We start from the raw sequence: 23,384 nt of genomic DNA, 5'->3' as shown, positions 1-23,384 counted from the left end.
CGAAGCGGGCATGGCTCAGGCCGTTGCCGCACCTGCGCGCTGGGCCGTGCGCTCGCGCCTCAGCCGGCGAAACCGCATGAGCAGACGGAAGGCCCGGCCCGACCGGCCGCCGCGCAGGAGCCGCGTGTAGCCGCGGATGCGCGCCTTCACGGGGTCGATGTAGCGGTGCGCCCAGACGACCCAGCCATTCCACAGCGTGTAGAGCGTGACGAAGAGCGGGATCTGCATCAGCTTCGGCTTGCAGGCTTCGAACAGGAAGGCGGCGACACCGACGCCGACCACCTTGGCAAGACCGAAGATGAGAAAGCCCAGGACGAGGTGGCCGCCGGCGATCAGAGCCAGCGCCGCCAGCTTGAACGGAAACAGCACCGCCACCGGCACCGCGAAGACGGCGAGCGTGGCATAGGGAGGCAGGCGCTGGATGCCGTCGAGAATCGCCTGCTTCAGCGCCTTGAACGGCAGGATCTCGACGAAGCGGCGGATCCAGGGGCCGACATGCTCCCATATCCAGGTCTCGACGAGGACGAAGATCGCCGCGAGAACGATGATCGGGCGGAGCAGGTAGCGGCGCATCGGCAGTCCATGGCCAGACAACGAGGCCCATCAGGCCCGATCAATATGTCTGGACGACGGCGCAGAATGCGGCGGCTGCGTTTCAGCGGGGCTGCGTCGGGCTCGCCACCCGCTCGCGGGACCCACCCGGAGAGGTTGCCTCAGCCGAGGGACCAGACCGCCTGCTGCGACAGGAGGTGATCCACCCGCCCCTCCTTCAGCGCCCGCAGGGCCTCCTCCGGCCTGTTGATGATCGGCTCCTCGTGGACGTTGAACGAGGTGTTGATCAGGGCGGGAATGCCGGTCTTCTGCTCGTAGGCGGCGAGGACGTCGTAATAGACCGGGTTCTGCGCGCGATGGATGAGCTGCGGCCGGGCCGTGCCGTCGACATGGACGCAGGCCGGGATGCGGTCGCGCCATTCGGGCTTCACGTCGCAGGTCACCGTCATGAAATTGGCGGTGTAGTGCAATTCCGGCGGCAGCTTGAACAGGTCGTTCGCCCGCTCGGCCCTGACCACCGGCGCGAAGGGCATGAAGTCGGTGCGGTCGAGCCGCTTGTTGAGCCAGTCGTTGATCGACCGGTCGGTGGCCGCCGCCATGATGGAGCGGGCGCCGAGCGCGCGCGGGCCATATTCCATGCGGCCGAGATAGGTGCCGACGATGCCGCCGCCGGCGATGAGGGATGCCGCCTCCTCCACCGCATCGGCCGCCGGGCGCTTCACAGCGCCGCCGGAGGCGAAGACCCGCTCGACCTCACCCGAGTAGTCGCGGCCGCGATAGACGGTGGACAGGCGGTGCCGGTGCGTCAGCCATGTCTCGAGGCCGTCGCGCTTGAGCAGGTATTCGAGTACGCCGCCGTCCGCCTCGCCCTGGTCGGACATGGCGGGATAGACGAAAATCTCGTCGAGGTCGAAACGCTCGGCGATGCGCTGGGTCAGCTTCACATTGGCAAAGACGCCGCCGGACAGGCCGAGATGGCGCACCGGCGCGCGGCGCAGCATCCTGTCGAGCGCCGCCAGCGTGACGGTTTCGAGCGTCTGCTGGACGCTCGCGGCCATGTCCTCGCGCGCGCAGCTCTTCGCCAGGCTGTTGACCAGCATGCGCACCCGCCAGCGCGGCAGGGAACAGTGGATCTGTCCGTCGTCGGAAACCGCGTAGAGCGCCGTCAGCCGCTCCGCATGGACCGGCTTGCCGAAGGCGGCGAGGCCGAGGACCTTGCCCTCGTGGCGCAGCGAGCGGAAGCCGAGCGCTTCGGTCACGTAGGCGTAGAGCTTGCCGAGGCTGTCGCCCGGCCGCTGCGGCACGGGGCGGGCGAGCGTGTCGGCCTCGCCGCCGAACAGGTCGGTCAGCCGGCCGTCCCTGAGCAGGCGGGCAGAATAGAAGACGTCGTCACCACCACCGTCGGAGGTGTAAAGCAGCACGTCGTCGGCAGGCATGTGGGCGAGCACGCTCAGCGCATGGGCCTTATGGTGGTTGTAGAAGAAGGTCTCGACCCCGGCCGGCCAGCCATGGCGGGCGGCGAGGCCTTGTGTATCGACGACCTCGGCGAGATCGCGGACCCGGCCGGAGCGCAGCGGCGCGATGGGATCGATCCTGCCGGTGGCGAACAGGCCGCCGAACGGCTTCGCGCTCTTGCGCACATCTTGCGCGGGATAGCGCATGCGCGGGAAACAGACGGCTCCAATATCGGAGGGCTTCAGTCCAGCCTCGGCCAGGCATTCGGCCACTGCCTCGGCCGGAAAGCGATAGCCGTCGGTCTTGATGCGCGTCACGCGCTCCAGCGCGACGGAGGCGATGCAGCGGTAGTCGTCATAGAGCGCCGCGCAGGCATCGTGGGACTGGTAGAAACCGAGGATGATCACGGGGCGGCGCTTTTCCAGTTGGCAAGGCCGTCAGTGATTACCCGCTCGCCCTTCGCGCCGCAACGAACCGTTACAGAACGGGGGGCAGAAACACTGATCGCGGCCGCTGTTTGCCTTCCAGTCCGGCAGGGCGCGGATCAGCGCGATGGAGGGCGGAAGCGGTCCGACGGCTGCCGCCAGTCGGACGGCAGGCGCGACCAGCCCCTGCGGAAGCCCTCGGGATCACGGCGCCATCGACGCCACCAGACCAGCGCGACCCCGACAAGCAAAAGGAGGGCGGTGATGAGCCAGCCCTCCAGTGCATTCCAGTCGATCAAAGCGATGCCCGCCTCAGTACACACGCGCCTTGGGCTCGATGTACTGGATCTCGTTGGTCATCGTGTAGGTGTGGACCGGACGGTCGTCGAGCGTCACCGTCTTCGCCGCCGTATCGGCGAAGGCAAGCGTGTGCTTCATCCAGTCCTTGTCGTTGCGGTCGGGGAAGTCCTCGCGCGCGTGAGCGCCGCGGCTTTCCTGCCGGCTCGCCGCCGACTCCATCGTCACAACGGCCTGGGCGATGAGATTGTCGAACTCCAGCGTCTCGATGAGATCGGAATTCCACACCAGCGAGCGGTCGGTGGTCTTGACGTCGGACGCGCTGCGCCAGACGTCGGAGATGAGCTTGCGGCCCTCCTCCAGCACCTCGCCGGTGCGGAACACCGCGCAGTTCGACTGCATGACGCGCTGCATGCCGTTGCGCAGTTCGGCGGTGGCGGTCGAGCCGGAGGCATGGCGGAAGGCGTCGAGACGGGACAGGGCGAGGTCGGAGGCGTTCGTCGGCAGATCCTCGTGCTTCTCGCCCGGAGTGACCGTCTCGGCGGCGCGCAGGCCGGCGGCGCGGCCGAAGACCACGAGGTCGATGAGCGAGTTGGAGCCGAGGCGATTGGCGCCATGGACGGAGACGCAGGCCGCCTCGCCGATGGCCATGAGGCCCGGGACCACCGAATCGGCGTTGCCGCTCTTCTTGGTCAGCACCTCTCCGTGATAGTTCGTCGGGATGCCGCCCATGTTGTAGTGGACCGTCGGAATGACCGGGATCGGCTCCTTGGTCACGTCGACGCCGGCGAAGATCTTGGCGCTCTCGGAGATGCCCGGCAGGCGCTCGGCGAGGATCTTCGGGTCGAGATGGTCGAGGTGCAGGAAGATGTGGTCCTTGTTCTTGCCGACGCCCCTGCCCTCGCGGATCTCGATGGTCATCGAGCGCGAGACGACGTCGCGGGAGGCGAGGTCCTTGGCGGAGGGGGCATAGCGCTCCATGAAGCGCTCGCCCTCGGAATTGGTGAGGTAGCCGCCCTCGCCGCGCGACCCTTCCGTGATCAGGCAGCCCGAGCCGTAGATGCCGGTCGGGTGGAACTGCACGAACTCCATGTCCTGCAGCGGCAGGCCGGCGCGCAGCACCATGGCGTTGCCGTCGCCGGTGCAAGTGTGGGCCGAGGTCGCCGAGAAATAGGCGCGGCCGTATCCGCCGGTGGCGAGGATCGTCTGGCGGCCGCGGAAGCGGTGGATCGTGCCGTCGTCCATCTTCAGGGCGACGACGCCAAGGCAGCGGCCGTCCTCCGACATCATCAGGTCGATGGCGAAATACTCGATGAAGAACTCGGCATTGTTCTTCAGCGCCTGGCCATAGAGCGTGTGCAGCATGGCGTGGCCGGTGCGGTCGGCGGCGGCGCAGGTGCGCTGGGCCGTGCCCTTGCCGAAATGGGTGGTCATGCCGCCGAACGGGCGCTGGTAGATCTTGCCGCTCTCGGTGCGCGAGAAGGGCACGCCCCAGTGCTCGAGCTCATAGACGGCGGCAGGCGCGTTGCGCACCAGATATTCGATCGCATCCTGGTCGCCGAGCCAGTCGGAGCCCTTGACGGTGTCGTACATGTGCCACTGCCACTGGTCCTCGCCCATATTGCCGAGGGAGGCGGCGACGCCGCCCTGGGCGGCGACCGTGTGGGAGCGCGTGGGGAAGACCTTGGAGATGCAGGCGGTCTTGAGGCCCGCCTGGGCGCAGCCGACGACGGCGCGCAGGCCGGCGCCGCCGGCCCCCACGATCACGACGTCATAGGTGTGGTCGGTCACGTCATAGGCACGGCCGTTGGCGGCAGGTGCGGCGGCTTCAGCCATGGGGCGAGCTCCCGGAATGTCAGGTTGCGACGCTTATACGCCGAAGGAGAGTTTCAGGATCGCAAAGACCGAGCCGAGCCCGACCGCGACGGAGAAGAAGGTGTTGGCGAGCAGCAGGACGACCTTGGCGCCCTCGGCCGGCACGTAGTCCTCGATGATGATCTGCATGCCGAGCCGCATGTGGTAGGTCGCCGAGATCACGAAGAGGATCAGGGGGATGGCGACGAGCGGCGAGCCGAGGGTCGCCTTGACGGCGGCATAGTTCGCGCCAGCCGTGGTAATGATCAGCCCGATGACGAAGAGCGACAGCGGCACGTTGGCGACGGCGGTCAGGCGCTGCATCCAGAAGTGCTCGGTGCCGGACTTGGCCGAACCGAGACCGCGGACGCGGCCGAGCGGGGTGCGCATGGACGAATTGGAATGCGACATGATTCCGGCCCTTCCTCAGAACCCGCCGCGGACGGCGTAGGCGACGATCCAGGTCAGGATGGTCAGGACGATGGAGCCGATGAGCCCGGCGCGCACCAGCCATTCGCGCTCGGCCGGGCCGAAGCCGCGTCCGGTGTCCCAGATGAAGTGGCGGATGCCGCCGAGCATGTGGTGGTAGAGAGCCCAGGTGTATCCGAACAGGATCAGGCGGCCGATAATCGAGCCGGCGAACCACTGGAAATTGGCGTAGGCGGTCGGGCCGGATGCCGCGGCGATCAGCCACCACAGCATCAGCAGCGTGCCGAAGAACAGCGCCCCGCCGGTGATGCGATGGACGATGGACATCATCATCGTCAGCATCGGCCGGTAGATCTGCAGGTGCGGCGAGAGCGGTCGTTCGATGACGGGCTTTGAATCGGCCATCCGGGGCATTCCTCAAGACCGGCGAGGCGCATGCTGTCAGGCCCGCCGGAAATCACCGGTCTGTTTAAGGGACGGGGCGCGCCGACGCAACGAGTCTGGAATGAGACAAAGGAGGGACGCGCGCCGCGAATTCGCATGGCGGCCGGTTTCGCGCCCGCGCTTGCCCCTGCGAGGCCCGCCCGCTAATGGCTGGTCTTCATGCCCAACACCCTCTCCCGCTATCAGGCGCTGGTCGATTCCGGCGAGATTTCCTTCGACGCCGCCCAGGCGGCCGTGGCCCGTCGCCTGTCGGCGTTGAACGACCGTCTCGCCGACTACCGCCTGGCGCGACGCAAGTCCTCGGCGCTCGCGTGGCTGTTCTCGCGCGGGCAGAAGCAGGAGCCGGTGCGCGGCCTCTACATCTGGGGAGATGTGGGTCGCGGCAAGACCATGCTGATGGACCTGTTCATGGAGGCGAGCCCGGTGCGCCGCAAGCGCCGGGCGCATTTCCACGAGTTCATGGCCGACGTCCACGAGCGCATCCACGCCTGGCGACAGAAGCTGAAGGCCGGCGAAGTGAAGGGCGACGACCCGATCGGCCCCGTCGCGGCCGATCTTGCCGAGGAGGCCTGGCTTCTCTGTTTCGACGAGTTCTCGGTGACCGACATCGCCGACGCCATGATCCTCGGCCGGCTTTTCGGCAAGCTGTTCGAGGAGGGCGTCGTCGTGGTCGCGACCTCCAACGTCGTTCCGGATCAGCTCTACCGGGACGGGCTCAACCGCGCGCTGTTCCTGCCGTTCGTCAAGCTGCTGCAGGAACGGATGGACGTTCTGAAGCTGGAATCGCGCACCGATTTCCGGCTGGAGAAGCTGGCGGGACAGCCGGTCTGGCTGACCCCGCCCGGTGCGGATTCCGACCACGCCATGGACGCCTTCTGGTGGCGCCTGACTGGCGGCGTCGAGGGCGAGGCCACGACGCTCCAAGTCAGGGGCAGACAGGTTCCCGTGCCGCGCCAGGCCCATGGCGTCGCGCGCTTCGCCTTCGCCGATCTGTGCGAGAAGCCGCTGGGAGCCTCCGACTATCTCGCCATCGCCCATGCCTTCCACACTGTGATGCTCGACCGCATCCCGGTGATGAAAGGGCTGGAGAAGCGCAACGAGGCCAAGCGCTTCATCGCGCTGATCGACGCCCTCTACGACAATCAGGTCAAGCTGGTGGCCAGCGCCGGCGCCGAGCCGACGCGGCTCTACCTGTCCGACAGCGGCACCGAGGAATTCGAGTTTCACCGCACCGCCTCGCGCCTGATAGAGATGCGGTCGAACGAATACCTTGCGCTGCCCCACGAGAGGCGCAACGAGCGCGCCGGCGATACGGGCGGCATCGTCGAGACGTGACGCTGCGGCGCCCCTCCGGCGCCGTGGACGGGAGGACGAGATGCGGACACCGCGTGACAGGGATGATGCCCGGGGGCCCCTCTGCGCCATCAGCGGCAGGCCCATTGCCGCCGGCAATGACATCCGCCTGTCGGCGATCAGACCGGGGGTGGCGGATCTCATCCGTCAGGACTTTCCCGCGCTCCAGCCGACGGACGTCATCGACCGCAGTATCATTGCCGACTATCGCGGCCGCTATGTCGAAGACCTCCTCAGGGCGGAGCGCGGCGAGATCACCGCTCTCGAGCGCGATGTCGTGGAGAGCCTGCGCAGCCAGGAGATCCTCGCGACCAACGTCGAGGATGTGATCGACAGCGGGCGCACCATCGGCGAAAGGCTCGCGGACAAGGTGGCCGAGTTCGGCGGCTCCTGGACCTTCATCATGGCGTTCTTCCTTCTTCTCGCCATCTGGATGGCGACGAACGTCGTGACGGCGATGCGCGCCTTCGACCCCTATCCGTTCATCCTCCTGAACCTCATCCTGTCCTGCATCGCAGCAATCCAGGCTCCCATCATCATGATGAGCCAGAGGCGACAGGAGGCGAAGGATCGCCGGCGCTCCGAGAACGACTTCCGGGTCAACCTCAAGGCCGAGCTCGAGATCCGCCACCTGCACGAGAAGATCGACCACCTCCTGAACCGGCAGTGGGAGCGACTGGCGGAGATTCAGACCCTGCAGATCGAACTTCTCCAGGACCTGAGGGCGTCCCGTGGCTCGACGGCCTGACCGTGCTTCCAGCGTTGCGGCGGCCAGCGACGACAGGGTCGAGGCCCGCCTCGTGGCGATCGCCGCGGACCACATCCGCCGGTTCGGGCCGGAACGGGTGACCGTCGTGTCGATCGCACGCGAAGCCGGCATGAGTCACGCCAACGTCTATCGCTTCTTCCCTTCCAAGGCTGGCCTGATCGAGGCTGTCGTGGTGGCCTGGGCGCGGTCGGTGGAACTCGCCCTCGGGGACATCGCCAACGCCCCCGACCCGGCAGACGACAAGCTCGAGCGGTTCCTCACGGCCTGGGCGAAGGCGCAGCGCGAGGGACTGGACCGCGACCCCCCGATCTACGCGACTTTCGCCAGCCTGTGGGAAGCCCGTCGCGACACGATCATGGCGCATCGCGCCCGCATCCGCACCTTTCTCGCCTCGATCGTCGACGAGGGGCTGGAGCCTGGACCCTTCCGCATCAGGGACGAGGAGCGGGCCGTCGCCTTCGTCGCCGACGCGATGCAGCGATTCGTCCATCCCGTGCTGGTGGCCGAGATGAAGGATCTGTCGCGCCAGCAGGTGGAGCAGCGCCTTGGCCTGCTGACCCGCGTGATTATCCGGACCCTTGTTTCCGGAATTGTTTAACCCGGGAGCAAGGCCCCGCCGAGTTTCCTTCAGGCTCCGACATTGGCGTTCATGAGGACCAGGGTCGGCAACCCTGAGGTGAAGACCATGTGCAAGGATTGTGGAGGAGGCCTTGATCGCCGGGCGCTGCTGGGCGCGGCCGGGCTGGCAATGAGCCTCGGACTTGCGGGCACGCGGCCGGCCATGGCGGCCAGCGGACCGGCCGCAACGCTGACGCCCGACCAGGCGCTGGAGCGACTGAAGGCCGGCAACCAGCGGTTTGTGACCAATCCGCAGTCCTGCGTCGCGGACATGGCCCGGCGCCGCGCCGACACCGTCTCGGGTCAGGCGCCCTGGGCCACGGTGGTGAGCTGCGCCGACAGCCGCGTGCCACCTGAGTTGATTTTCGGCGGCCTGACGCTCGGCGAACTGTTCGTGGTGCGAAACGCCGGCAATACGGTCGACACCGTGGCGATGGGCACGCTCGAATTCGGTGCGGCCGTGCTCAAGGCGCCGATCATCATGGTGCTCGGCCATTCCCGCTGCGGCGCCGTGGTGGCCGCCTGCGACGTGGTCACCAAGAACACCACCTATCCCGGCGCCATCGGACCGATGATCGAGCCGATCGTGCCGGCCGCACTCTCTGCGCGGGGGCGCCCGGGCGATTACGTCGACAATGCCATCAGGGAGAACGTCAGCCGGACCGTCGCGCGGCTGAAATTGGCGGGACCGATCATCGCCGAGGCGGCGAAGGCGGGCACGATCAGGATCGTCGGAGCGCACTATGACCTCGCCACGGGGGTCGTCGACGTTTTCGCGTGAGACACACGGGCAGCCGGACGGCGTTTGGGCTACCTCACCAGCGGCGCCGGTATCCGCCCCTCGCCGGTAAGGGGCGAAAGCTGCCGCGCGGCAGGCTGCGGGGCCACCGCCGAGAACGCATCAGTCGAAGTTCTTTACATATTACATATTTTGTAATTCGTAACGACCGGTCTGCTGCGATTCCGTTAAGCGTCCGTCAAGGACGAGGCGGACGGACCCAAGGTCCACCTCCGGCCCCATCCCGCCCCGCGTCAGCCATATCCGCACAACCTCCTGCGACAACACCCTTTTCAGTTCTTGTCGGCCGGTCCGCGCGCGGGGATGCGCGACTCACGCAAATCCGCTAGATCAGATCAAAGCACAGCTTGAAAGACCGCGGATTTTCTGGATTAGAAGGGGCCGCAGGCGGTCACGCCGCTCCCGCAACACTTTCAGCGAAAGACTCTCCATGGCGCGCAAGAAACTCGCGATGATCGGCTCCGGCCAGATCGGCGGCACCCTCGCTCTCCTGGCCGGACTCAAGGAGCTCGGCGACATCGTGATGTTCGACATCGCGGAAGGCACCGCCAAGGGCAAGGCGCTCGACATCGCGCAGGCCTCGGCCGTCGAGGGATTCGACGCCGTCATGAGCGGCGCCGGCAGCTACGAGGCCATCGAGGGCGCTGACGTCTGCATCGTCACCGCCGGTGTGCCGCGCAAGCCCGGCATGAGCCGCGACGACCTCCTCGGCATCAACCTGAAGGTGATGGAGCAGGTCGGTGCGGGCATCCGGAAGTATGCGCCGAACGCCTTCGTCGTCTGCATCACCAACCCGCTCGACGCCATGGTCTGGGCGCTGCAGAAATTCTCCGGCCTGCCGGCCAACAAGGTCGTCGGCATGGCCGGCGTGCTCGACTCGTCGCGCTTCGAGCTGTTCCTGGCCGAGGCGACCGGCGTGTCCATCGAGGACATCCATGCCTGGACGCTGGGCGGCCACGGCGACGACATGGTGCCGATGGTGCGCCACTCGACGGTTGGCGGCGTGCCGCTGAACCAGCTCGTCAAGTCGGGCTGGCTCACCCAGGACAAGCTGGACGCCATCGTCGAGCGCACCCGCAAGGGCGGCGGCGAGATCGTCGGCCTGCTCGGCAACGGCTCGGCCTTCTATGCGCCGGCCGCCTCCGCCATCGCCATGGCGGAGAGCTACCTCAAGGACAAGAAGCGCGTTCTCCCGTCGGCCGCCTACCTGACTGGCCAGTACGGCGTGAAGGACATGTATGTGGGCGTTCCGGTGCTCATCGGTGCCGGCGGTGTCGAGAAGATCATCGAGTTCGAGCTCGACAAGGGCGAACAGGAGATGTTCGCGAAGTCCGTCGCTTCGGTGAAGGGCCTCGTCGACGCGTGCAAGACCATCGCTCCCGAGCTCGCGAAGTAAGTCGCGTCCAGTGGAATGAGGAGACCGGCGGGCGCTTCGGCGTCTGTCGGCGCAGCAGCCCAACAACCTGAGAAAGCGGCCACGACCGCAAAACAGAGGGTCTCAGATGAACATCCACGAATATCAGGCGAAAGCCTTGCTGAAGGAATTCGGCGCCCCCGTATCGAGCGGTGTCCCCATCTTCAACGCGTCGGAGGCCAAGGCCGCCGCGAAGAAGCTGGGCGGCCCGCTCTGGGTCGTGAAGTCGCAGATCCATGCCGGCGGACGCGGCAAGGGCAAGTTCAAGGAGAAGGCGGCGGGCGAGAAGGGCGGCGTGCGCCTCGCCAAGTCGATCGAGGAGGTCGAGGCCTTCGCCAAGCAGATGCTCGGCTCGACGCTGGTGACCATCCAGACCGGCCCGGCCGGCAAGCAGGTCAACCGCCTCTACATCGAGGACGGATCCGACATCGAGAAGGAGTTCTATCTCTCCATGCTGGTCGATCGCGAGACCGGCCGCACGGCCTTCGTGGTCTCCACCGAAGGCGGCATGGATATCGAGGAAGTCGCCCACAAGACGCCCGAGAAGATCATCACCTTCTCGGTCGATCCGGCCACCGGCTACATGCCGCACCATGGCCGCACCATCGCCAAGGCGCTGAAGCTCTCGGGCGATCTCGCCAAGCAGGCCGAGAAGGTTGCGGGCATCCTCTACAAGGCCTTCGTCGAGAAGGACATGGAGATGCTCGAGGTCAACCCGCTGATCGTCACCAAGGACGCGCAGATCAAGGTGCTCGACGCCAAGGTGTCGTTCGATTCCAACTCGCTCTACCGGCATCCGGAAGTGGTCGAACTGCGCGACACGACGGAAGAGGACGAGAAGGAGATCGAGGCCTCGAAGTTCGACCTCGCCTACATCGCGCTCGACGGCACGATCGGCTGCATGGTCAACGGCGCCGGCCTCGCCATGGCGACACTCGACATCATCCAGCTCTACGGCGAGAGTCCGGCGAACTTCCTCGACGTCGGTGGCGGCGCCTCCGAGGAGAAGGTCACGGCGGCGTTCAAGATCATCACCGCCGACCCCAAGGTGAAGGGCATCCTCGTCAACATCTTCGGCGGCATCATGAAGTGCGACGTCATCGCCCGCGGCGTGCTCGCCGCGGTGAAAGCGGTCGGCCTGCAGGTGCCCCTCGTCGTGCGCCTCGAGGGCACGAACGTCGAAGAAGGCAAGAAGATCATCCGCGAGTCCGGCCTCAACGTGATCCCCGCCGACGACCTGGACGACGCCGCCCAGAAGATCGTCAACGCGGTGAAGGGCGGCGGCAAGGCTCCGCCGAAGGCTCCGAAGGCTCCGGCCAAGAAGCCCGACACCAAGAAGTCTGACGCCAAGAAGGCAGAGAAGAAGCCGGCGAGCAAGGCGGCTGCCAAGTCGACCGGTTCGAAGACCTCGTCGAAGGCGCCTGCCGCAAAGGCGCCTGCCGCAAAGGCTCCGGCAACGAAGGCTCCGGCCAAGGCCGCTGCCGCCAAGTCGGCAACCAAGGCCGCCGCCCCGGCCAAGGGTGCTGCAAAGGCTGCTGCTCCGAAGGCCGCCGCTGCGAAGGCTCCGGCCAAGGCCGCTGCTCCGAAAGCTGCCGCTGCCAAGGCCCCGGCCAAGGCCGCTGCTCCGAAAGCTGCCGCTGCGAAGGCTCCGGCCAAGGCTGCTGCTCCGAAAGCTGCCGCTGCGAAGGCTCCGGCCAAGGCTGCTGCTCCGAAAGCTGCCGCTGCGAAGGCTCCGGCCAAGGCTGCTGCTCCGAAAGCTGCCGCTGCCAAGGCCCCGGCCAAGGCTGCTGCCCCGAAGGCCGCTGCTGCTCCGAAGGCCGCCGCTGCCAAGGCTCCCGCCAAGGCCGCTGCGAAGGGCAAGGGCAAGAAGTGACATACGCCTGACGCGCCATCCCATCAGGCTGGCGCGTCAGTCGATCCACGCGGTTCCGGGAGTCTCCTCCGCCTGTCGGGGGAGCCACTTGCAAGACCGGCGACCGGCCCCGCGAGGGGGCCGTCCCCGGATCGTCATTCGCGGGCCCTCGGTTGCACATCTCATCGCGGCGGCTGAGCCAGCTCGCACAGGAGTCTTGAATGTCCATTCTCATCACCAAGAAGACCAAGGTCATCACCCAGGGCTTCACCGGCAAGAACGGCACCTTCCATTCGGAGCAGGCGCTGGCCTACGGCACCAAGATGGTCGGCGGCGTCGCCCCCGGTAAGGGCGGCCAGTCCCATCTCGGCCTGCCGGTCTTCGACACCGTCGCCGAGGCGCGTGACGCGACCGGGGCCGACGCCTCCGTCATCTACGTGCCGCCGCCGGGCGCCGCCGACGCCATCTGCGAGGCGATCGACGCGCAGATCCCGCTCATCGTCTGCATCACCGAAGGCATCCCGGTTCAGGACATGATCCGCGTGAAGCGCGCGCTCGAGGGCTCCAAGTCGCGCCTCATCGGTCCGAACTGCCCGGGCGTCGTCACCGCCGGCGAGTGCAAGATCGGCATCATGCCCGCCAACATCTTCCGCAAGGGCTCGGTCGGCATCGTGTCGCGCTCCGGCACGCTCACCTATGAAGCGGTGTTCCAGACCTCCAGCGAGGGCCTCGGCCAGACGACGGCGGTGGGCATCGGCGGCGACCCGGTCAAGGGCACCGAATTCATCGACATGCTGGAGATGTTCCTCGCCGACCCCAAGACCGAGTCGATCGTCATGATCGGCGAGATCGGTGGCTCGGCCGAGGAAGACGCCGCCCAGTTCATCAGGGACGAGGCGAAGAAGGGCCGCAAGAAGCCGATGGTCGGCTTCATCGCCGGCCGCACGGCGCCTCCCGGCCGCCGCATGGGCCATGCCGGCGCCATCATCTCCGGCGGCAAGGGCGGCGCGGAGGACAAGATCGCCGCCATGGAGGCAGCGGGCATCCGCGTGTCGCCCTCGCCGGCCCGCCTCGGCAAGACCCTGGTGGACGTGCTGAAGAAGCGCTGACGCCTGCCAATCAGGAAATCGGCCCGATCCGGGCCGATTTCCGCCATCGAGAAGGCGTCTGAAGACGCCCCGTATGACAGCACGGACACCGGGTCGCCCGATGCGATCCCATTGCTGCAGGAACCGATCATGGCACGCCAAGACGAGACCATTGCGCTCACGTCCTTTCTCTATGGCGGCAATGCCGCCTATATCGAGGATCTCTACGCCCGCTACGAGGCCGATCCCGCCTCGGTGGACGCGCAATGGCAGGCCTTCTTCGCCTCGCTCGGCGACGACCGCAAGGACGTGGTCAAGAACGCGGCGGGTCCCTCCTGGACGCAGCCCAACTGGCCCGTCACCCCCGGCGGCGAGCTCATCTCGGCGCTCGACGGCAACTGGGCCGCGGTGGAGAAGGCGATCGGCGACAAGCTCAAAGCCAAAGCGGCGGACAAGGGCAAGGGCGCCGAGATCACCGCCGAGCAGGTGCAGCAGGCGACGCGCGATTCCGTGCGCGCCCTGATGCTGATCCGCGCCTACCGGATGCGCGGCCATCTGCACGCCAATCTCGATCCGATCGGCCTCGATCCGCCGAAGACCCACGAGGAGCTCGACCCGACCTCCTACGGCTTCACCGAGGCCGACTACGATCGCAAGATCTTCATCGACAAGGTGCTCGGCCTCGAGTTCGCGACCATCCGCGAGATGGTGGCGATCCTCGAGCGGACCTATTGCCAGACGCTCGGCGTCGAGTTCATGCACATCACCGACCCGGCCCAGAAGGGCTGGCTGCAGGAGCGCATCGAGGGGCCCGACAAGGAGATCGCCTTCACCAAGGAAGGCAAGCGCGCCATCCTGCAGAAGCTGGTCGAGGCCGAGGGCTTCGAGAAGTTCCTCGACGTCCGCTACACCGGCACCAAGCGCTTCGGCCTCGACGGCGGCGAGAGCATGATCCCGGCGCTGGAGCAGATCATCAAGCGCGGCGGCAATCTCGGCGTGAAGGAGATCGTGATGGGCATGGCCCACCGCGGCCGCCTGAACACTCTGACGCAGGTGATGGGCAAGCCGCACCGCGCCCTGTTCCACGAGTTCAAGGGCGGCTCCTTCGCGCCCGACGACGTGGAAGGCTCGGGTGACGTGAAGTACCACCTCGGCGCCTCGTCGGACCGCGAGTTCGACGGCAACAGGGTGCATCTGTCGCTCACCCCGAACCCGTCGCACCTCGAGATCGTCAATCCCGTGGTGCTCGGCAAGGTGCGCGCCAAGCAGGACCAGCACGGCTGCTCGCCGGAGGACCGCACGGCCGTCCTGCCGCTGCTGATCCATGGCGACGCGGCCTTCGCCGGCCAGGGCGTCGTGGCCGAGTGCTTCGGCCTGTCAGGCCTGAAGGGCCACCGCACCGGCGGCTCGATCCACTTCATCATCAACAACCAGATCGGCTTCACCACCTATCCGCGCTATTCGCGCTCCTCGCCCTATCCGTCGGACGTGGCGAAGATGGTGGAGGCGCCGATCTTCCACGTGAACGGCGACGACCCGGAGGCGGTGGTCTTCGCCGCCAAGGTGGCGACCGAGTTCCGGCAGAAGTTCCAGAAGCCGGTGGTCATCGACATGTGGTGCTACCGCCGCTTCGGCCATAACGAGGGCGACGAGCCGGCCTTCACTCAGCCGCTGATGTACAAGAAGATCCGCGGCTTGCCGACGACGCTCGACACCTATTCGAAGAAGCTCATCGCCGAGGGCGTCGTCACCGAGGGCGAAGTCGACAAGATGAAGGCCGACTGGCGATCCCGTCTCGATGCCGAGATGGAAGCCGGCCAGTCCTACAAGCCGAACAAGGCCGACTGGCTCGACGGCAAGTGGGCCGGCCTGTCGGGCGGCGCCTCCTCCGACGACGATCCGCGCCGCGGCGCGTCTGGCGTCGAGCGCGACCAGCTCGTCCGCGTCGGCACGGCCATCACCAAGGTGCCGGAGGGCTTCACCGCCCATCGCACCATCCAGCGCTTCATGGACAACCGCCGGAAGATGATCGAGACGGGCGAGGGCATCGACTGGGCGACCGGCGAGGCGCTGGCTTTCGGTACGCTCTGCGACGAAGGCTATCGCGTCCGTCTGTCCGGCCAGGACTGCGAGCGCGGCACGTTCTCCCAGCGCCATTCGGTGCTGATCGACCAGGAGACCGAGGCGCGCTACACGCCGCTGAACAACATCCGCGAGGAACAGGGTCGCTACGAGGTCATCAACTCGATGCTCTCCGAGGAAGCGGTGCTCGGCTACGAGTACGGCTACTCGCTGGCCGAGCCGAACGCGCTGACCATGTGGGAGGGCCAGTTCGGCGACTTCGCCAACGGCGCGCAGGTGGTGTTCGACCAGTTCATCTCCTCGGCCGAACGCAAGTGGCTGCGCCTGTCGGGCCTCGTCTGCCTGCTGCCGCACGGCTATGAGGGCCAGGGTCCGGAGCACTCCTCCGCCCGCCTCGAGCGCTTCCTGCAGATGTGCGCCGAGGACAACATGCAGGTCGCCAACTGCACGACGCCGGCCAATTACTTCCACATCCTGCGCCGGCAGCTGAAGCGCGAGATCCGCAAGCCCCTGATCCTGATGACGCCGAAGTCGCTGCTCCGCCACAAGCGCGCGGTCTCCAGGCTCGACGAGTTCGCCGCCGGCACCTCGTTCCACCGCGTCCTGTGGGACGATGCCCAGATTCTGCCCGGGCAGGAGACCAAGCTGGTCGACGACAAGAAGATCCGGCGTGTCGTGCTGTGCTCGGGCAAGATCTATTACGACCTCTACGAGGACCGCATCAAAAGGGGCATCGACGACGTCTATCTGATGCGCGTCGAGCAGCTCTATCCCTTCCCGCTCAAGGCGCTGGCGGGCGAGATCGGCCGGTTCAAGAACGCTGAGGTGATCTGGTGCCAGGAAGAGCCCAAGAACATGGGCTCCTGGACCTTCGTCGAGCCCTATCTGGAATGGGTGCTCGGCACCGCAGGCTCCAAGTCGAAGCGCGCCCGCTATGTCGGCCGCCCGGCCTCGGCCGCGACTGCCACGGGCCTCCTGTCCCGCCACAACGCCCAGCTCCAGGCCTTCCTGGACGAAGCCTTCGCATGACGACGACCGGCCTGCTCCGGCAGGCCGGCCGCACCGCACCCCACACGACCGAAGAGAGGCCCGCAAGGGACTGAACACATGGCCACCGAAATCCGCGTTCCGACGCTCGGCGAATCCGTCACCGAGGCCACCGTCGCCAAGTGGTTCAAGAAGCCCGGCGAAGCGGTGAAGCAGGACGAGCCGCTGGTCGAGCTCGAAACCGACAAGGTCACGCTCGAGGTCAACGCCCCGGCGTCAGGCACGCTGTCGGAGATCGTCGCCGAGTCCGGCACGACGGTGGGTGTTGCAGCCCTGCTCGGTCAGATCGCCGAGGGCGCGGCCGCGGCAGCGGCGGCACCGGCGAAGGCCGCCGAGGCGCCGAAGGCCGAGGCCCCGAAGGCGGCCGCCGCCCCGGCCAAGGCCGCGTCCGCCGACAACGGCCCGGCCGTGGCGCGCATCGCCGCCGAGACCGGCGTTTCCCCGGCCGGCGTCACCGGCACCGGCAAGGACGGCCGCGTCACCAAGGGCGACATGCTCGCCGCCATCGCGACCGGCGGCGCTGCCGCTCCCGCTCCGGCCGCAGCTCCGGTCTCCGCGCCCCGCCCGGCCTCGCAGCCGGAGGACGCGGCCCGCGAGGAGCGCGTGAAGATGACGCGCCTCCGGCAGACAATCGCCCGCCGCCTGAAGGAGGCGCAGACCACGGCCGCCATGCTGACGACCTTCAACGAGGTCGACATGACGGCGGTGATGACCCTGCGCAACCAGTACAAGGACCTGTTCGAGAAGAAGCACGGCGTGAAGCTCGGCTTCATGGGCTTCTTCGTGCGCGCCTGCGTGCAGGCACTGAAGGACATCCCGGCGGTCAATGCCGAGATCGACGGCACCGACATCGTCTACAAGAATTTCTGCCACGTCGGCGTGGCGGTGGGCACCGACAAGGGCCTCGTCGTGCCGGTGGTGCGCGATGCCGACCGGATGGGCATCGCAGAGGTCGAGAAGACCATCGCCGATTTCGGCCGCCGCGCCCGCGACGGCAAGCTCTCCATCGAGGAGATGCAGGGCGGCACCTTCACCATCTCGAACGGCGGCGTCTATGGTTCGCTGATGTCGACGCCGATCCTCAACGCGCCGCAGTCGGGCATCCTCGGCATGCACAAGATCCAGGAGCGGCCGATGGTTGTCGGCGGCAAGATCGAGATCCGCCCGATGATGTATCTGGCGCTTTCCTACGATCACCGCATCGTCGACGGCAAGGAGGCCGTGACCTTCCTGGTGCGCGTCAAGGAGAGCCTCGAGGACCCTGCCCGTCTCGTCATGGACCTCTGAGGCCCGGGCGAGCGTCCACTGCAAGCCTCCCCGCGAGGCGCGAGGAGACCAGCATGACCAAAGGCGTCGTCGTCGTCACCGGATCGAGCCGCGGCATCGGGCGCGCCTGCGCCTTGCTGGCGGCCGCGCGCGGCTACCAGGTCGTGGTCAACTACGCCTCCAACGTGGAGGCGGCGACCGAGGTGGTCTCGACCATCATCGCGAGGGGTGGCCGGGCGGTCGCCTGCCGGGGCGACGTGTCGGTCGAAGCCGACATCGAGCACATCTTCGCCGCCGCCGACCGGATGGGCACGCTCACGGGCCTCATCGCCAATGCCGGCGTCGTGTCGCGCTCCGGCCGCGTCGAGGACTACACGATCGAGCGGCTGCAGACGATCGTCGCCATCAACGTCGTCGGCACCATCCTGTGCTGCCGCGAGGCGGTGAAGCGCATGTCGACGAAGCGCGGGGGCAAGGGCGGCGCCATCGTCGCCATCTCCTCGGTGGCATCGGTGCTCGGCAGCCCGAACGAATATGTCGACTATGCCGCCACCAAGGGTGCCGTCGACAGCTTCACCATCGGCCTCGCCAAGGAGGTCGCGATGGAAGGCGTCCGGGTGAATGCCGTCCGCCCCGGCATGGTCACCACCGACATCCACGAGGCGAGCGGCGACCCCGGCCGGGTCGAGCGCATCCGCCCCTCCATCCCGATGCAGCGGATCGGCGATCCGGAAGAGATCGCCCGCGCCGCGCTGTGGCTTCTCTCGGAGGAGGCCTCCTACTGCACCGGAACTTTCATCACCGCATCCGGCGGGCGCTGAGCGCCTGCTCCGTCCGCTCTCCCGGAGACATCCATGTCCTACGATCTCATCATCATCGGCACCGGCCCCGGCGGCTATGTCTGCGCCATCCGCGCGGCCCAGCTCGGGATGAAGGTGGCCGTGGTCGAGAAGCGCAAGACCCATGGCGGCACCTGCCTCAACATCGGCTGCATCCCGTCCAAGGCGCTGCTGCACGCCTCCGAGCTGTTCGACGAGGCCGGCCACGGCTTCAAGGCCTTCGGCATCGAGGTGCCGGCGCCCAAGCTCAACCTGAAGCAGATGATGGTGCACAAGCAGGAAACGGTGGACGCCAACGTCAACGGCGTCGCCTTCCTGATGAAGAAGCACAAGATCGACCAGCACTTCGGCCGCGGCACCATCACCGCGCCGGGCAAGGTCTCGGTCACCGCCGACGACGGCAAGGTCACCGAGATCGAGGGCAAGGCCATCGTCATCGCCACCGGCTCCGAGGTGACGCCGCTGCCGGGCGTCGCCATCGACGAGAAGCAGATCGTCTCCTCCGAGGGCGCGCTGGAACTGACGAAGGTTCCGGGGAAGCTCGTCGTCATCGGCGCCGGCGTCATCGGCCTCGAGCTCGGCTCGGTCTGGCGGCGCCTCGGTGCGGAAGTTCATGTCATCGAGTATCTCGATCGCATCCTGCCCGGGATGGACGGCGAGGTCGCCAAGCAGTTCCAGCGCATCCTCGGCAAACAGGGCATGACCTTCCAGCTCGGCGCCAAGGTGACCGGCGCCAAGGCCTCGAAGAAGGGCGTCAGCCTGACGGTCGAACCGGCCGCCGGCGGCGAGGCGCAGACCGTCGACGCGGACGTGGTGCTCGTCGCCATCGGCCGGCGTGCCTATACCGAGGGCCTCGGGCTGGAGGCGGTCGGCGTCGCCCTGGAGCGCGGCCGTGTCGTCATCGACGACCATTTCAAGACCAATGTTCCCGGCATCTACGCCATCGGCGACGTGGTGCGCGGTCCGATGCTCGCCCACAAGGCCGAGGACGAGGGCATCGCGGCCGCCGAGATCATCGCCGGCAAGGCGGGCCATGTGAACTACGACTGCATCCCCGGCGTCGTCTACACCTACCCGGAGGTCGCGACCGTGGGTAAGACCGAGGAAGACCTCAAGGCCGTCGGCATCGCCTACAATGTCGGCAAATTCCCCTTCACCGCCAATGGCCGCGCCCGCGCCAACCGCGCGACCGACGGCTTCGTCAAGGTTCTGGCGGATGCCACCACCGACAAGGTGCTCGGCGTCCATATCGTCGGAGCCGGCGCCGGCGAGATGATCCACGAGGCGGTGGTGCTGATGGAGTTCGGCGGCTCGGCCGAAGATCTCGGCCGCACCACCCATGCCCATCCGACGATGTCGGAGGCTGTCAAGGAGGCGGCGCTCGCCGTCGACAAGCGCGCCATCCACATGTGATCGGCACGACACTCCAGCTTTTCCCAAGACTCCGGCCGCATCGGCCGGGGTTTTTCTTTCTTACAATTATCAATTTATATCAACCGCTTAAGACAGACCCTCTCGTTTTCCGGAGCATCGATCGCGCGCTGACTGAACCTTCTTCTCTCCCGGACCGACCCATGGACATCGCAGGCGACCGCACCGACGCGGCGCCCCAAGGATCGAAGGAGATCACCATGTCGAAGTCCATCAACAAGCTGGCTCTTGCCGGCGCTCTCACCCTCGCCCTCTCCGGCGCCTTCGCCGGTTTCGCCGAAGCCCGTGGCGGCGGTGGTGGTGGTGGCGGCGGCGGTGGCGGCCCGGAGGCCTCGCTCACCAATGCGATCGTGCTGCCGGACACCCCGCGCCGCCCGCGCGGCGTCGTCACCAACAGCGGCCATGACGGCTGCAGCTACTCCACCTACTGGGGCGGCATCGTCTGCGAGCAGCGCGGCGGCCGTCGCTGATCGCACCAGCATCCGAACTGACGAACCGGCGGGGCGCAAGCTCCGCCGGTTTCGTTTTGTTCATGAACGCCGGGACGCCCGCCCCCTCGCCGACACCTTGACGCGACCGCTGGCGCGGAATGCCAGGTGATGGACTGGCGAGCTTGGCGGACAAGCGCACATGCAGAAAGCCCCGGTGCATGGCCGGGGCTTTGCTTGGCGGTCTGGAGGTCTGGCAGGCAGGCGTTGCGATCACTCGCAGACGCGAATGGTGCGGCGCTCCGGGCCGTAGGGGCCGTCGACCCAGCGGCGGGTCAGGTAGCACTCGGAGGCGTAGGCGCGGGACTGGCTGGCGGCGATGGCGCCGCCGACGATGAGGCCGGTGGCGAGGGCGCCGACGCCGAAACCGATGTGGCGGCGGTGCCAGGGGCCGGCCTCGGCCTGCGAGGAGACGCCCACCGACAGGGTGGCGACGGCGAGGGCGGCGATGGCGAGGGTCTTGAAGCGGTTCATGGCGGGGTCCCCTTGGGTTCTCGTGGGGCTCCAGCGCCCCTGATACCCATGGGTCGCACCGATCCTGAAAAAGGTTCGGACCCGCCGCAGAGTTTCTGCGACGGCGCCGATGAGACAGGAGGTCCCGCTCGCAGTGTCAGTCCTTGGCCTCGGCCTTGCCCGGATCGACGGTCGCCTGACGGGGCGCGGCGGGCGGAGGCGCAACCTGTGCGGTGTCCGTTCCCGGCGCGACAGGCGCCGGCGCCTGCGCCGTCTCCGGAGCCGGAGCAGCAGGCGGCGCGGTGACCATGGGCACGCCTGGCTCTGCCGGCCGGACGGCGGCGTTCAGCGCGGGAACAGGGTCGGCAAGGCCCGCCCCGAGATGGGGATCGGTCGTCGCGCCACGCCGCGCCGTCTCCTGCAGGATCTGGCGCAGCTGGGCCGGATCGAGATCGGGCTGGCGCTCAAGCAGCAGCGCAGCGATGCCGCTGACATGGGCCGCCGCTACCGAGGTGCCGGACGAGATCTGGTAGCCGCCCCGGGGGGCGGGAAGGATGATCTCGACACCGGGCGCGGCGACCGCAACGTGGCCGCCCAGCGAAGCGGCCGAAAACAATCGGCCGCCCTGGTCGGTCGCCGTCACGGCGATGACGTTCGGATCGGCGGCAGGATAGGAAACCGGTGCGCCGGGTCCCTCGTTGCCCATGGCCGCAATCATTGCGATGCGACGGGAGGCGGCGACCTGGATGGCGCGGGTCATCATGGGATCGCGCGGCCCGGCGAAGCTCATGTTGATGACACGGGCGCCCTCGCGGATCGACCAGTCCATCGCCTTGAGGATGTGGAAGCTGGTGCCTGTCGCTCCGGCCGTCTGGCCGGGCGCGAAGGCGCGCGCGGCGAGAATGGTGGCGCGCGGCGAGATGCCGGTCAGTTGCGCGTGCGCGACGATGGCCCCCGCCATGCCGGTGCCGTGCTCATGGGCTTGGAACGGCCCGCCGACGGCGTCGAACGACTTGGCGACGCGCCCGGCCATTTCCGGATGGGTCGTCTCGACGCCCGAATCGATGACCGCGATCGGCACCTGCTCGCCGCGCGCGAGAAGATGGGCCTCCGGCAGGCGGAGTTGATCCACCACGTATTGCACGGACGCGCCGCCGCCCCGGGTAACCGTCGCGCTCTGCAGGCGGAAGACGTAATTCGGCCGGTCGAACAGGTAGTTCGGCTGGACGTAACCGACGCCGCGGGTGCGGGTCATCGCCCGGATCGTGGCCGGAACGGTGGTGCGGCTCGGAATGCGGTAGCGGTGGACGACGGTGCCGACGAGCTGCGATTCCTCGGCGGCAATGAGCGTCAGGTTGAAGCGGCGCACGACGTTGCGCACAGCGCTCTGCGGCGCATTGGCGCTCATGATGAACAGCACCTCGTCGGGCACGTAGCGGCGTTCATCCGGCGAAGGCAGGCCGGGCATGTCCTGCGCCCTGTCGTTGCCGGCGCGCGCCGCCGAGATGAGGGCCGGCGCGCCGAAGGCGGCGGCGGCCGCGCCCGCCGCGGCGGGTCCGAAGCCAGGCCCACGCGGCGGAATGCCACCACCACCGGGCGGGAAACCGCCGGGAGGGCCGCCGGGCGGCAGGCGGCCGCCGGGCGGGACCATCACGATGGGACCATCGCCGGGGATGAAGATCGGAGGACGGCCGCCGGGGGGCCTGCCGCCGGGCGGACGACCGGGTGGGCGACCGGGCGGGCGCGTACCAGGCGGACGCGTCGCGACGTCGCCGTCACCGGGCCGCCCACCGGGCGGGCGGGTCCATGGCGGACGACCGCCGGGGCGGCCGCCACCCGGGCGGACGTCATCTCCATACTGACCTGGGCGAACGATCCGTCCGGGGCGTCCACTGCCCATGCCGGCATCGTCACCGAAGCGGCCGCCGCGACCCGGGCGCGATCCGAAGCGATCTCCGCCGAAGCGATCTCCGCCGAAGCGATCCCCGCGCATGGGGCCATCGACCATGCCGCGGCCCGCGCGGCCGCCGCCCTCGATCACCCTGCCGCGTCCGCTGGACATCATCCCGTCCACGCCGCCGCGCCGTCCGGACGGCACCATGCCGCCCATGCCGCGACCGGACGGCATGCGTTGCAGGCCGGGGGACCGGCCGGGCGCGCCCATGCGCGGTCCGCGACCGCGGAAGCCGCCGCCGCCGATCCCGAGACCGCCGATCGAAATGCCGAACTGCGCCTTGGCCGGCCGGGTATCGGCCGCAACGAGAAAGGTGGAGCCGGCGAGAAGCGCAAGGAGGCCGGCGATCACGCCAGCCTTCGACCGCGATGGGGTTGGACGGGCGTCGATCGGACCGGACATGTCTGTACCTCGTCGAACGGATTGCGGGCCCCGCGCATGACGCTAGGCCGGCATTGTTTCTGTTTGACTGCAC

At 67.8% G+C, this 23,384-nt stretch carries 18 protein-coding genes and 1 pseudogene; 12 read left to right on the top strand and 7 right to left on the bottom strand.

All coding sequences use genetic code 11. From position 1 onward, the window contains the following. Nucleotides 1-15: 15 nt before the first annotated feature. The 5 genes from ACJ4V0_RS18705 to sdhC form a co-directional block, all read right to left on the bottom strand. Nucleotides 16-573: a hypothetical protein gene (locus tag ACJ4V0_RS18705; RefSeq protein WP_448301121.1), complete on the bottom strand. Its 558-nt coding sequence runs from the start codon at nucleotides 571-573 to the stop codon at nucleotides 16-18. A 140-nt stretch (nucleotides 574-713) separates the two neighbouring features. Continuing rightward, nucleotides 714-2,414, bottom strand: a complete 1,701-nt coding sequence (locus tag ACJ4V0_RS18700; protein WP_448301120.1) for a carbamoyltransferase C-terminal domain-containing protein — start codon at nucleotides 2,412-2,414, stop codon at nucleotides 714-716. A gap of 330 nt (nucleotides 2,415-2,744) precedes the next feature. Further along, nucleotides 2,745-4,565, bottom strand: a complete 1,821-nt coding sequence (sdhA, locus tag ACJ4V0_RS18695) for a succinate dehydrogenase flavoprotein subunit (RefSeq protein ID WP_448301119.1) — start codon at nucleotides 4,563-4,565, stop codon at nucleotides 2,745-2,747. A 33-nt stretch (nucleotides 4,566-4,598) separates the two neighbouring features. Beyond that, nucleotides 4,599-4,994 carry a succinate dehydrogenase, hydrophobic membrane anchor protein gene (sdhD, locus tag ACJ4V0_RS18690; protein WP_448301118.1) on the bottom strand — a complete coding sequence of 132 codons (396 nt, stop codon included), beginning with the start codon at nucleotides 4,992-4,994 and terminating at the stop codon, nucleotides 4,599-4,601. Between the two features lie 15 nt (nucleotides 4,995-5,009). Then, nucleotides 5,010-5,417: a succinate dehydrogenase, cytochrome b556 subunit gene (gene sdhC, locus ACJ4V0_RS18685; protein ID WP_448301117.1), complete on the bottom strand. Its 408-nt coding sequence runs from the start codon at nucleotides 5,415-5,417 to the stop codon at nucleotides 5,010-5,012. Nucleotides 5,418-5,615: 198 nt separating this feature from the next. On the opposite strand from sdhC, the gene zapE reads away from it, so the two are divergent. The 12 genes and pseudogenes from zapE (at nucleotide 5,616) to ACJ4V0_RS18625 (ending at nucleotide 20,484) form a co-directional block, all read left to right on the top strand. Further along, on the top strand, nucleotides 5,616-6,791 hold the full coding sequence (zapE, locus tag ACJ4V0_RS18680; protein WP_448301116.1) for a cell division protein ZapE: 1,176 nt from the start codon (nucleotides 5,616-5,618) through the stop codon (nucleotides 6,789-6,791). Between the two features lie 40 nt (nucleotides 6,792-6,831). Beyond that, entirely contained in the window at nucleotides 6,832-7,557 is a 726-nt protein-coding gene (locus tag ACJ4V0_RS18675) for a DUF1003 domain-containing protein (RefSeq protein WP_448301115.1), read from the top strand. Continuing rightward, on the top strand, nucleotides 7,541-8,176 hold the full coding sequence (locus tag ACJ4V0_RS18670) for a TetR/AcrR family transcriptional regulator (RefSeq protein ID WP_448301114.1): 636 nt from the start codon (nucleotides 7,541-7,543) through the stop codon (nucleotides 8,174-8,176). Before ACJ4V0_RS18675 ends, ACJ4V0_RS18670 begins: the two co-directional genes overlap by 17 nt. A 51-nt stretch (nucleotides 8,177-8,227) precedes the next feature. Then, nucleotides 8,228-8,977, top strand: a complete 750-nt coding sequence (locus ACJ4V0_RS18665) for a carbonic anhydrase (RefSeq protein WP_448301113.1) — start codon at nucleotides 8,228-8,230, stop codon at nucleotides 8,975-8,977. 448 nt (nucleotides 8,978-9,425) lie between these two features. Beyond that, a complete protein-coding gene (mdh, locus tag ACJ4V0_RS18660; RefSeq protein ID WP_448301112.1) occupies nucleotides 9,426-10,391 on the top strand; it encodes a malate dehydrogenase in 966 nt (321 codons plus the stop codon). Nucleotides 10,392-10,497: 106 nt separating this feature from the next. Next, nucleotides 10,498-11,688 (top strand): annotated as a pseudogene (sucC, locus tag ACJ4V0_RS18655) (ADP-forming succinate--CoA ligase subunit beta); the annotation flags it as partial. Nucleotides 11,689-12,482: 794 nt separating this feature from the next. After that, on the top strand, nucleotides 12,483-13,370 hold the full coding sequence (gene sucD, locus ACJ4V0_RS18650) for a succinate--CoA ligase subunit alpha (RefSeq protein WP_448301111.1): 888 nt from the start codon (nucleotides 12,483-12,485) through the stop codon (nucleotides 13,368-13,370). A gap of 129 nt (nucleotides 13,371-13,499) precedes the next feature. Then, entirely contained in the window at nucleotides 13,500-16,460 is a 2,961-nt protein-coding gene (locus tag ACJ4V0_RS18645) for a 2-oxoglutarate dehydrogenase E1 component (RefSeq protein WP_448301110.1), read from the top strand. Nucleotides 16,461-16,538: 78 nt separating this feature from the next. Continuing rightward, entirely contained in the window at nucleotides 16,539-17,765 is a 1,227-nt protein-coding gene (gene odhB, locus ACJ4V0_RS18640; protein WP_448301109.1) for a 2-oxoglutarate dehydrogenase complex dihydrolipoyllysine-residue succinyltransferase, read from the top strand. A gap of 53 nt (nucleotides 17,766-17,818) precedes the next feature. Then, nucleotides 17,819-18,565 (top strand): SDR family oxidoreductase, encoded by a 747-nt coding sequence (locus ACJ4V0_RS18635; protein ID WP_448301108.1) that lies wholly within the window; start codon nucleotides 17,819-17,821, stop codon nucleotides 18,563-18,565. 33 nt (nucleotides 18,566-18,598) lie between these two features. Continuing rightward, the gene (lpdA, locus tag ACJ4V0_RS18630) at nucleotides 18,599-19,996 is read left to right on the top strand and encodes a dihydrolipoyl dehydrogenase (RefSeq protein WP_448301107.1); all 1,398 of its coding nucleotides are present in this window, start codon (nucleotides 18,599-18,601) and stop codon (nucleotides 19,994-19,996) included. Between the two features lie 161 nt (nucleotides 19,997-20,157). Then, nucleotides 20,158-20,484 (top strand): hypothetical protein, encoded by a 327-nt coding sequence (locus ACJ4V0_RS18625; protein WP_448301106.1) that lies wholly within the window; start codon nucleotides 20,158-20,160, stop codon nucleotides 20,482-20,484. A gap of 231 nt (nucleotides 20,485-20,715) precedes the next feature. Here the strand turns inward: ACJ4V0_RS18625 and ACJ4V0_RS18620 are convergent, their stop codons facing one another. Both ACJ4V0_RS18620 and ACJ4V0_RS18615 read right to left on the bottom strand, forming a co-directional pair. Continuing rightward, nucleotides 20,716-20,976, bottom strand: a complete 261-nt coding sequence (locus ACJ4V0_RS18620) for a hypothetical protein (RefSeq protein ID WP_448300120.1) — start codon at nucleotides 20,974-20,976, stop codon at nucleotides 20,716-20,718. 136 nt (nucleotides 20,977-21,112) lie between these two features. Further along, entirely contained in the window at nucleotides 21,113-23,311 is a 2,199-nt protein-coding gene (locus ACJ4V0_RS18615) for a S8 family peptidase (RefSeq protein WP_448301105.1), read from the bottom strand. Nucleotides 23,312-23,384 lie beyond the last annotated feature (73 nt).

Source organism: Phreatobacter aquiterrae (assembly GCF_053471285.1).
This window is presented reverse-complemented; position numbering and strand designations above follow the sequence as displayed.

Coding starts and splice junctions, on each gene's coding strand:
- sdhA (WP_448301119.1), bottom strand. CDS start 4,565: ATGGCTGAAGCCGCCGCACCTGCCGCCAACGGCCGTGCCTATGACGTG.
- odhB (WP_448301109.1), top strand. CDS start 16,539: ATGGCCACCGAAATCCGCGTTCCGACGCTCGGCGAATCCGTCACCGAG.
- ACJ4V0_RS18645 (WP_448301110.1), top strand. CDS start 13,500: ATGGCACGCCAAGACGAGACCATTGCGCTCACGTCCTTTCTCTATGGC.
- sucD (WP_448301111.1), top strand. CDS start 12,483: ATGTCCATTCTCATCACCAAGAAGACCAAGGTCATCACCCAGGGCTTC.
- ACJ4V0_RS18625 (WP_448301106.1), top strand. CDS start 20,158: ATGGACATCGCAGGCGACCGCACCGACGCGGCGCCCCAAGGATCGAAG.
- sdhC (WP_448301117.1), bottom strand. CDS start 5,417: ATGGCCGATTCAAAGCCCGTCATCGAACGACCGCTCTCGCCGCACCTG.
- ACJ4V0_RS18675 (WP_448301115.1), top strand. CDS start 6,832: ATGCGGACACCGCGTGACAGGGATGATGCCCGGGGGCCCCTCTGCGCC.
- zapE (WP_448301116.1), top strand. CDS start 5,616: ATGCCCAACACCCTCTCCCGCTATCAGGCGCTGGTCGATTCCGGCGAG.
- ACJ4V0_RS18620 (WP_448300120.1), bottom strand. CDS start 20,976: ATGAACCGCTTCAAGACCCTCGCCATCGCCGCCCTCGCCGTCGCCACC.
- mdh (WP_448301112.1), top strand. CDS start 9,426: ATGGCGCGCAAGAAACTCGCGATGATCGGCTCCGGCCAGATCGGCGGC.
- lpdA (WP_448301107.1), top strand. CDS start 18,599: ATGTCCTACGATCTCATCATCATCGGCACCGGCCCCGGCGGCTATGTC.
- ACJ4V0_RS18615 (WP_448301105.1), bottom strand. CDS start 23,311: ATGTCCGGTCCGATCGACGCCCGTCCAACCCCATCGCGGTCGAAGGCT.
- ACJ4V0_RS18705 (WP_448301121.1), bottom strand. CDS start 573: ATGCGCCGCTACCTGCTCCGCCCGATCATCGTTCTCGCGGCGATCTTC.
- ACJ4V0_RS18665 (WP_448301113.1), top strand. CDS start 8,228: ATGAGGACCAGGGTCGGCAACCCTGAGGTGAAGACCATGTGCAAGGAT.
- sdhD (WP_448301118.1), bottom strand. CDS start 4,994: ATGTCGCATTCCAATTCGTCCATGCGCACCCCGCTCGGCCGCGTCCGC.
- ACJ4V0_RS18635 (WP_448301108.1), top strand. CDS start 17,819: ATGACCAAAGGCGTCGTCGTCGTCACCGGATCGAGCCGCGGCATCGGG.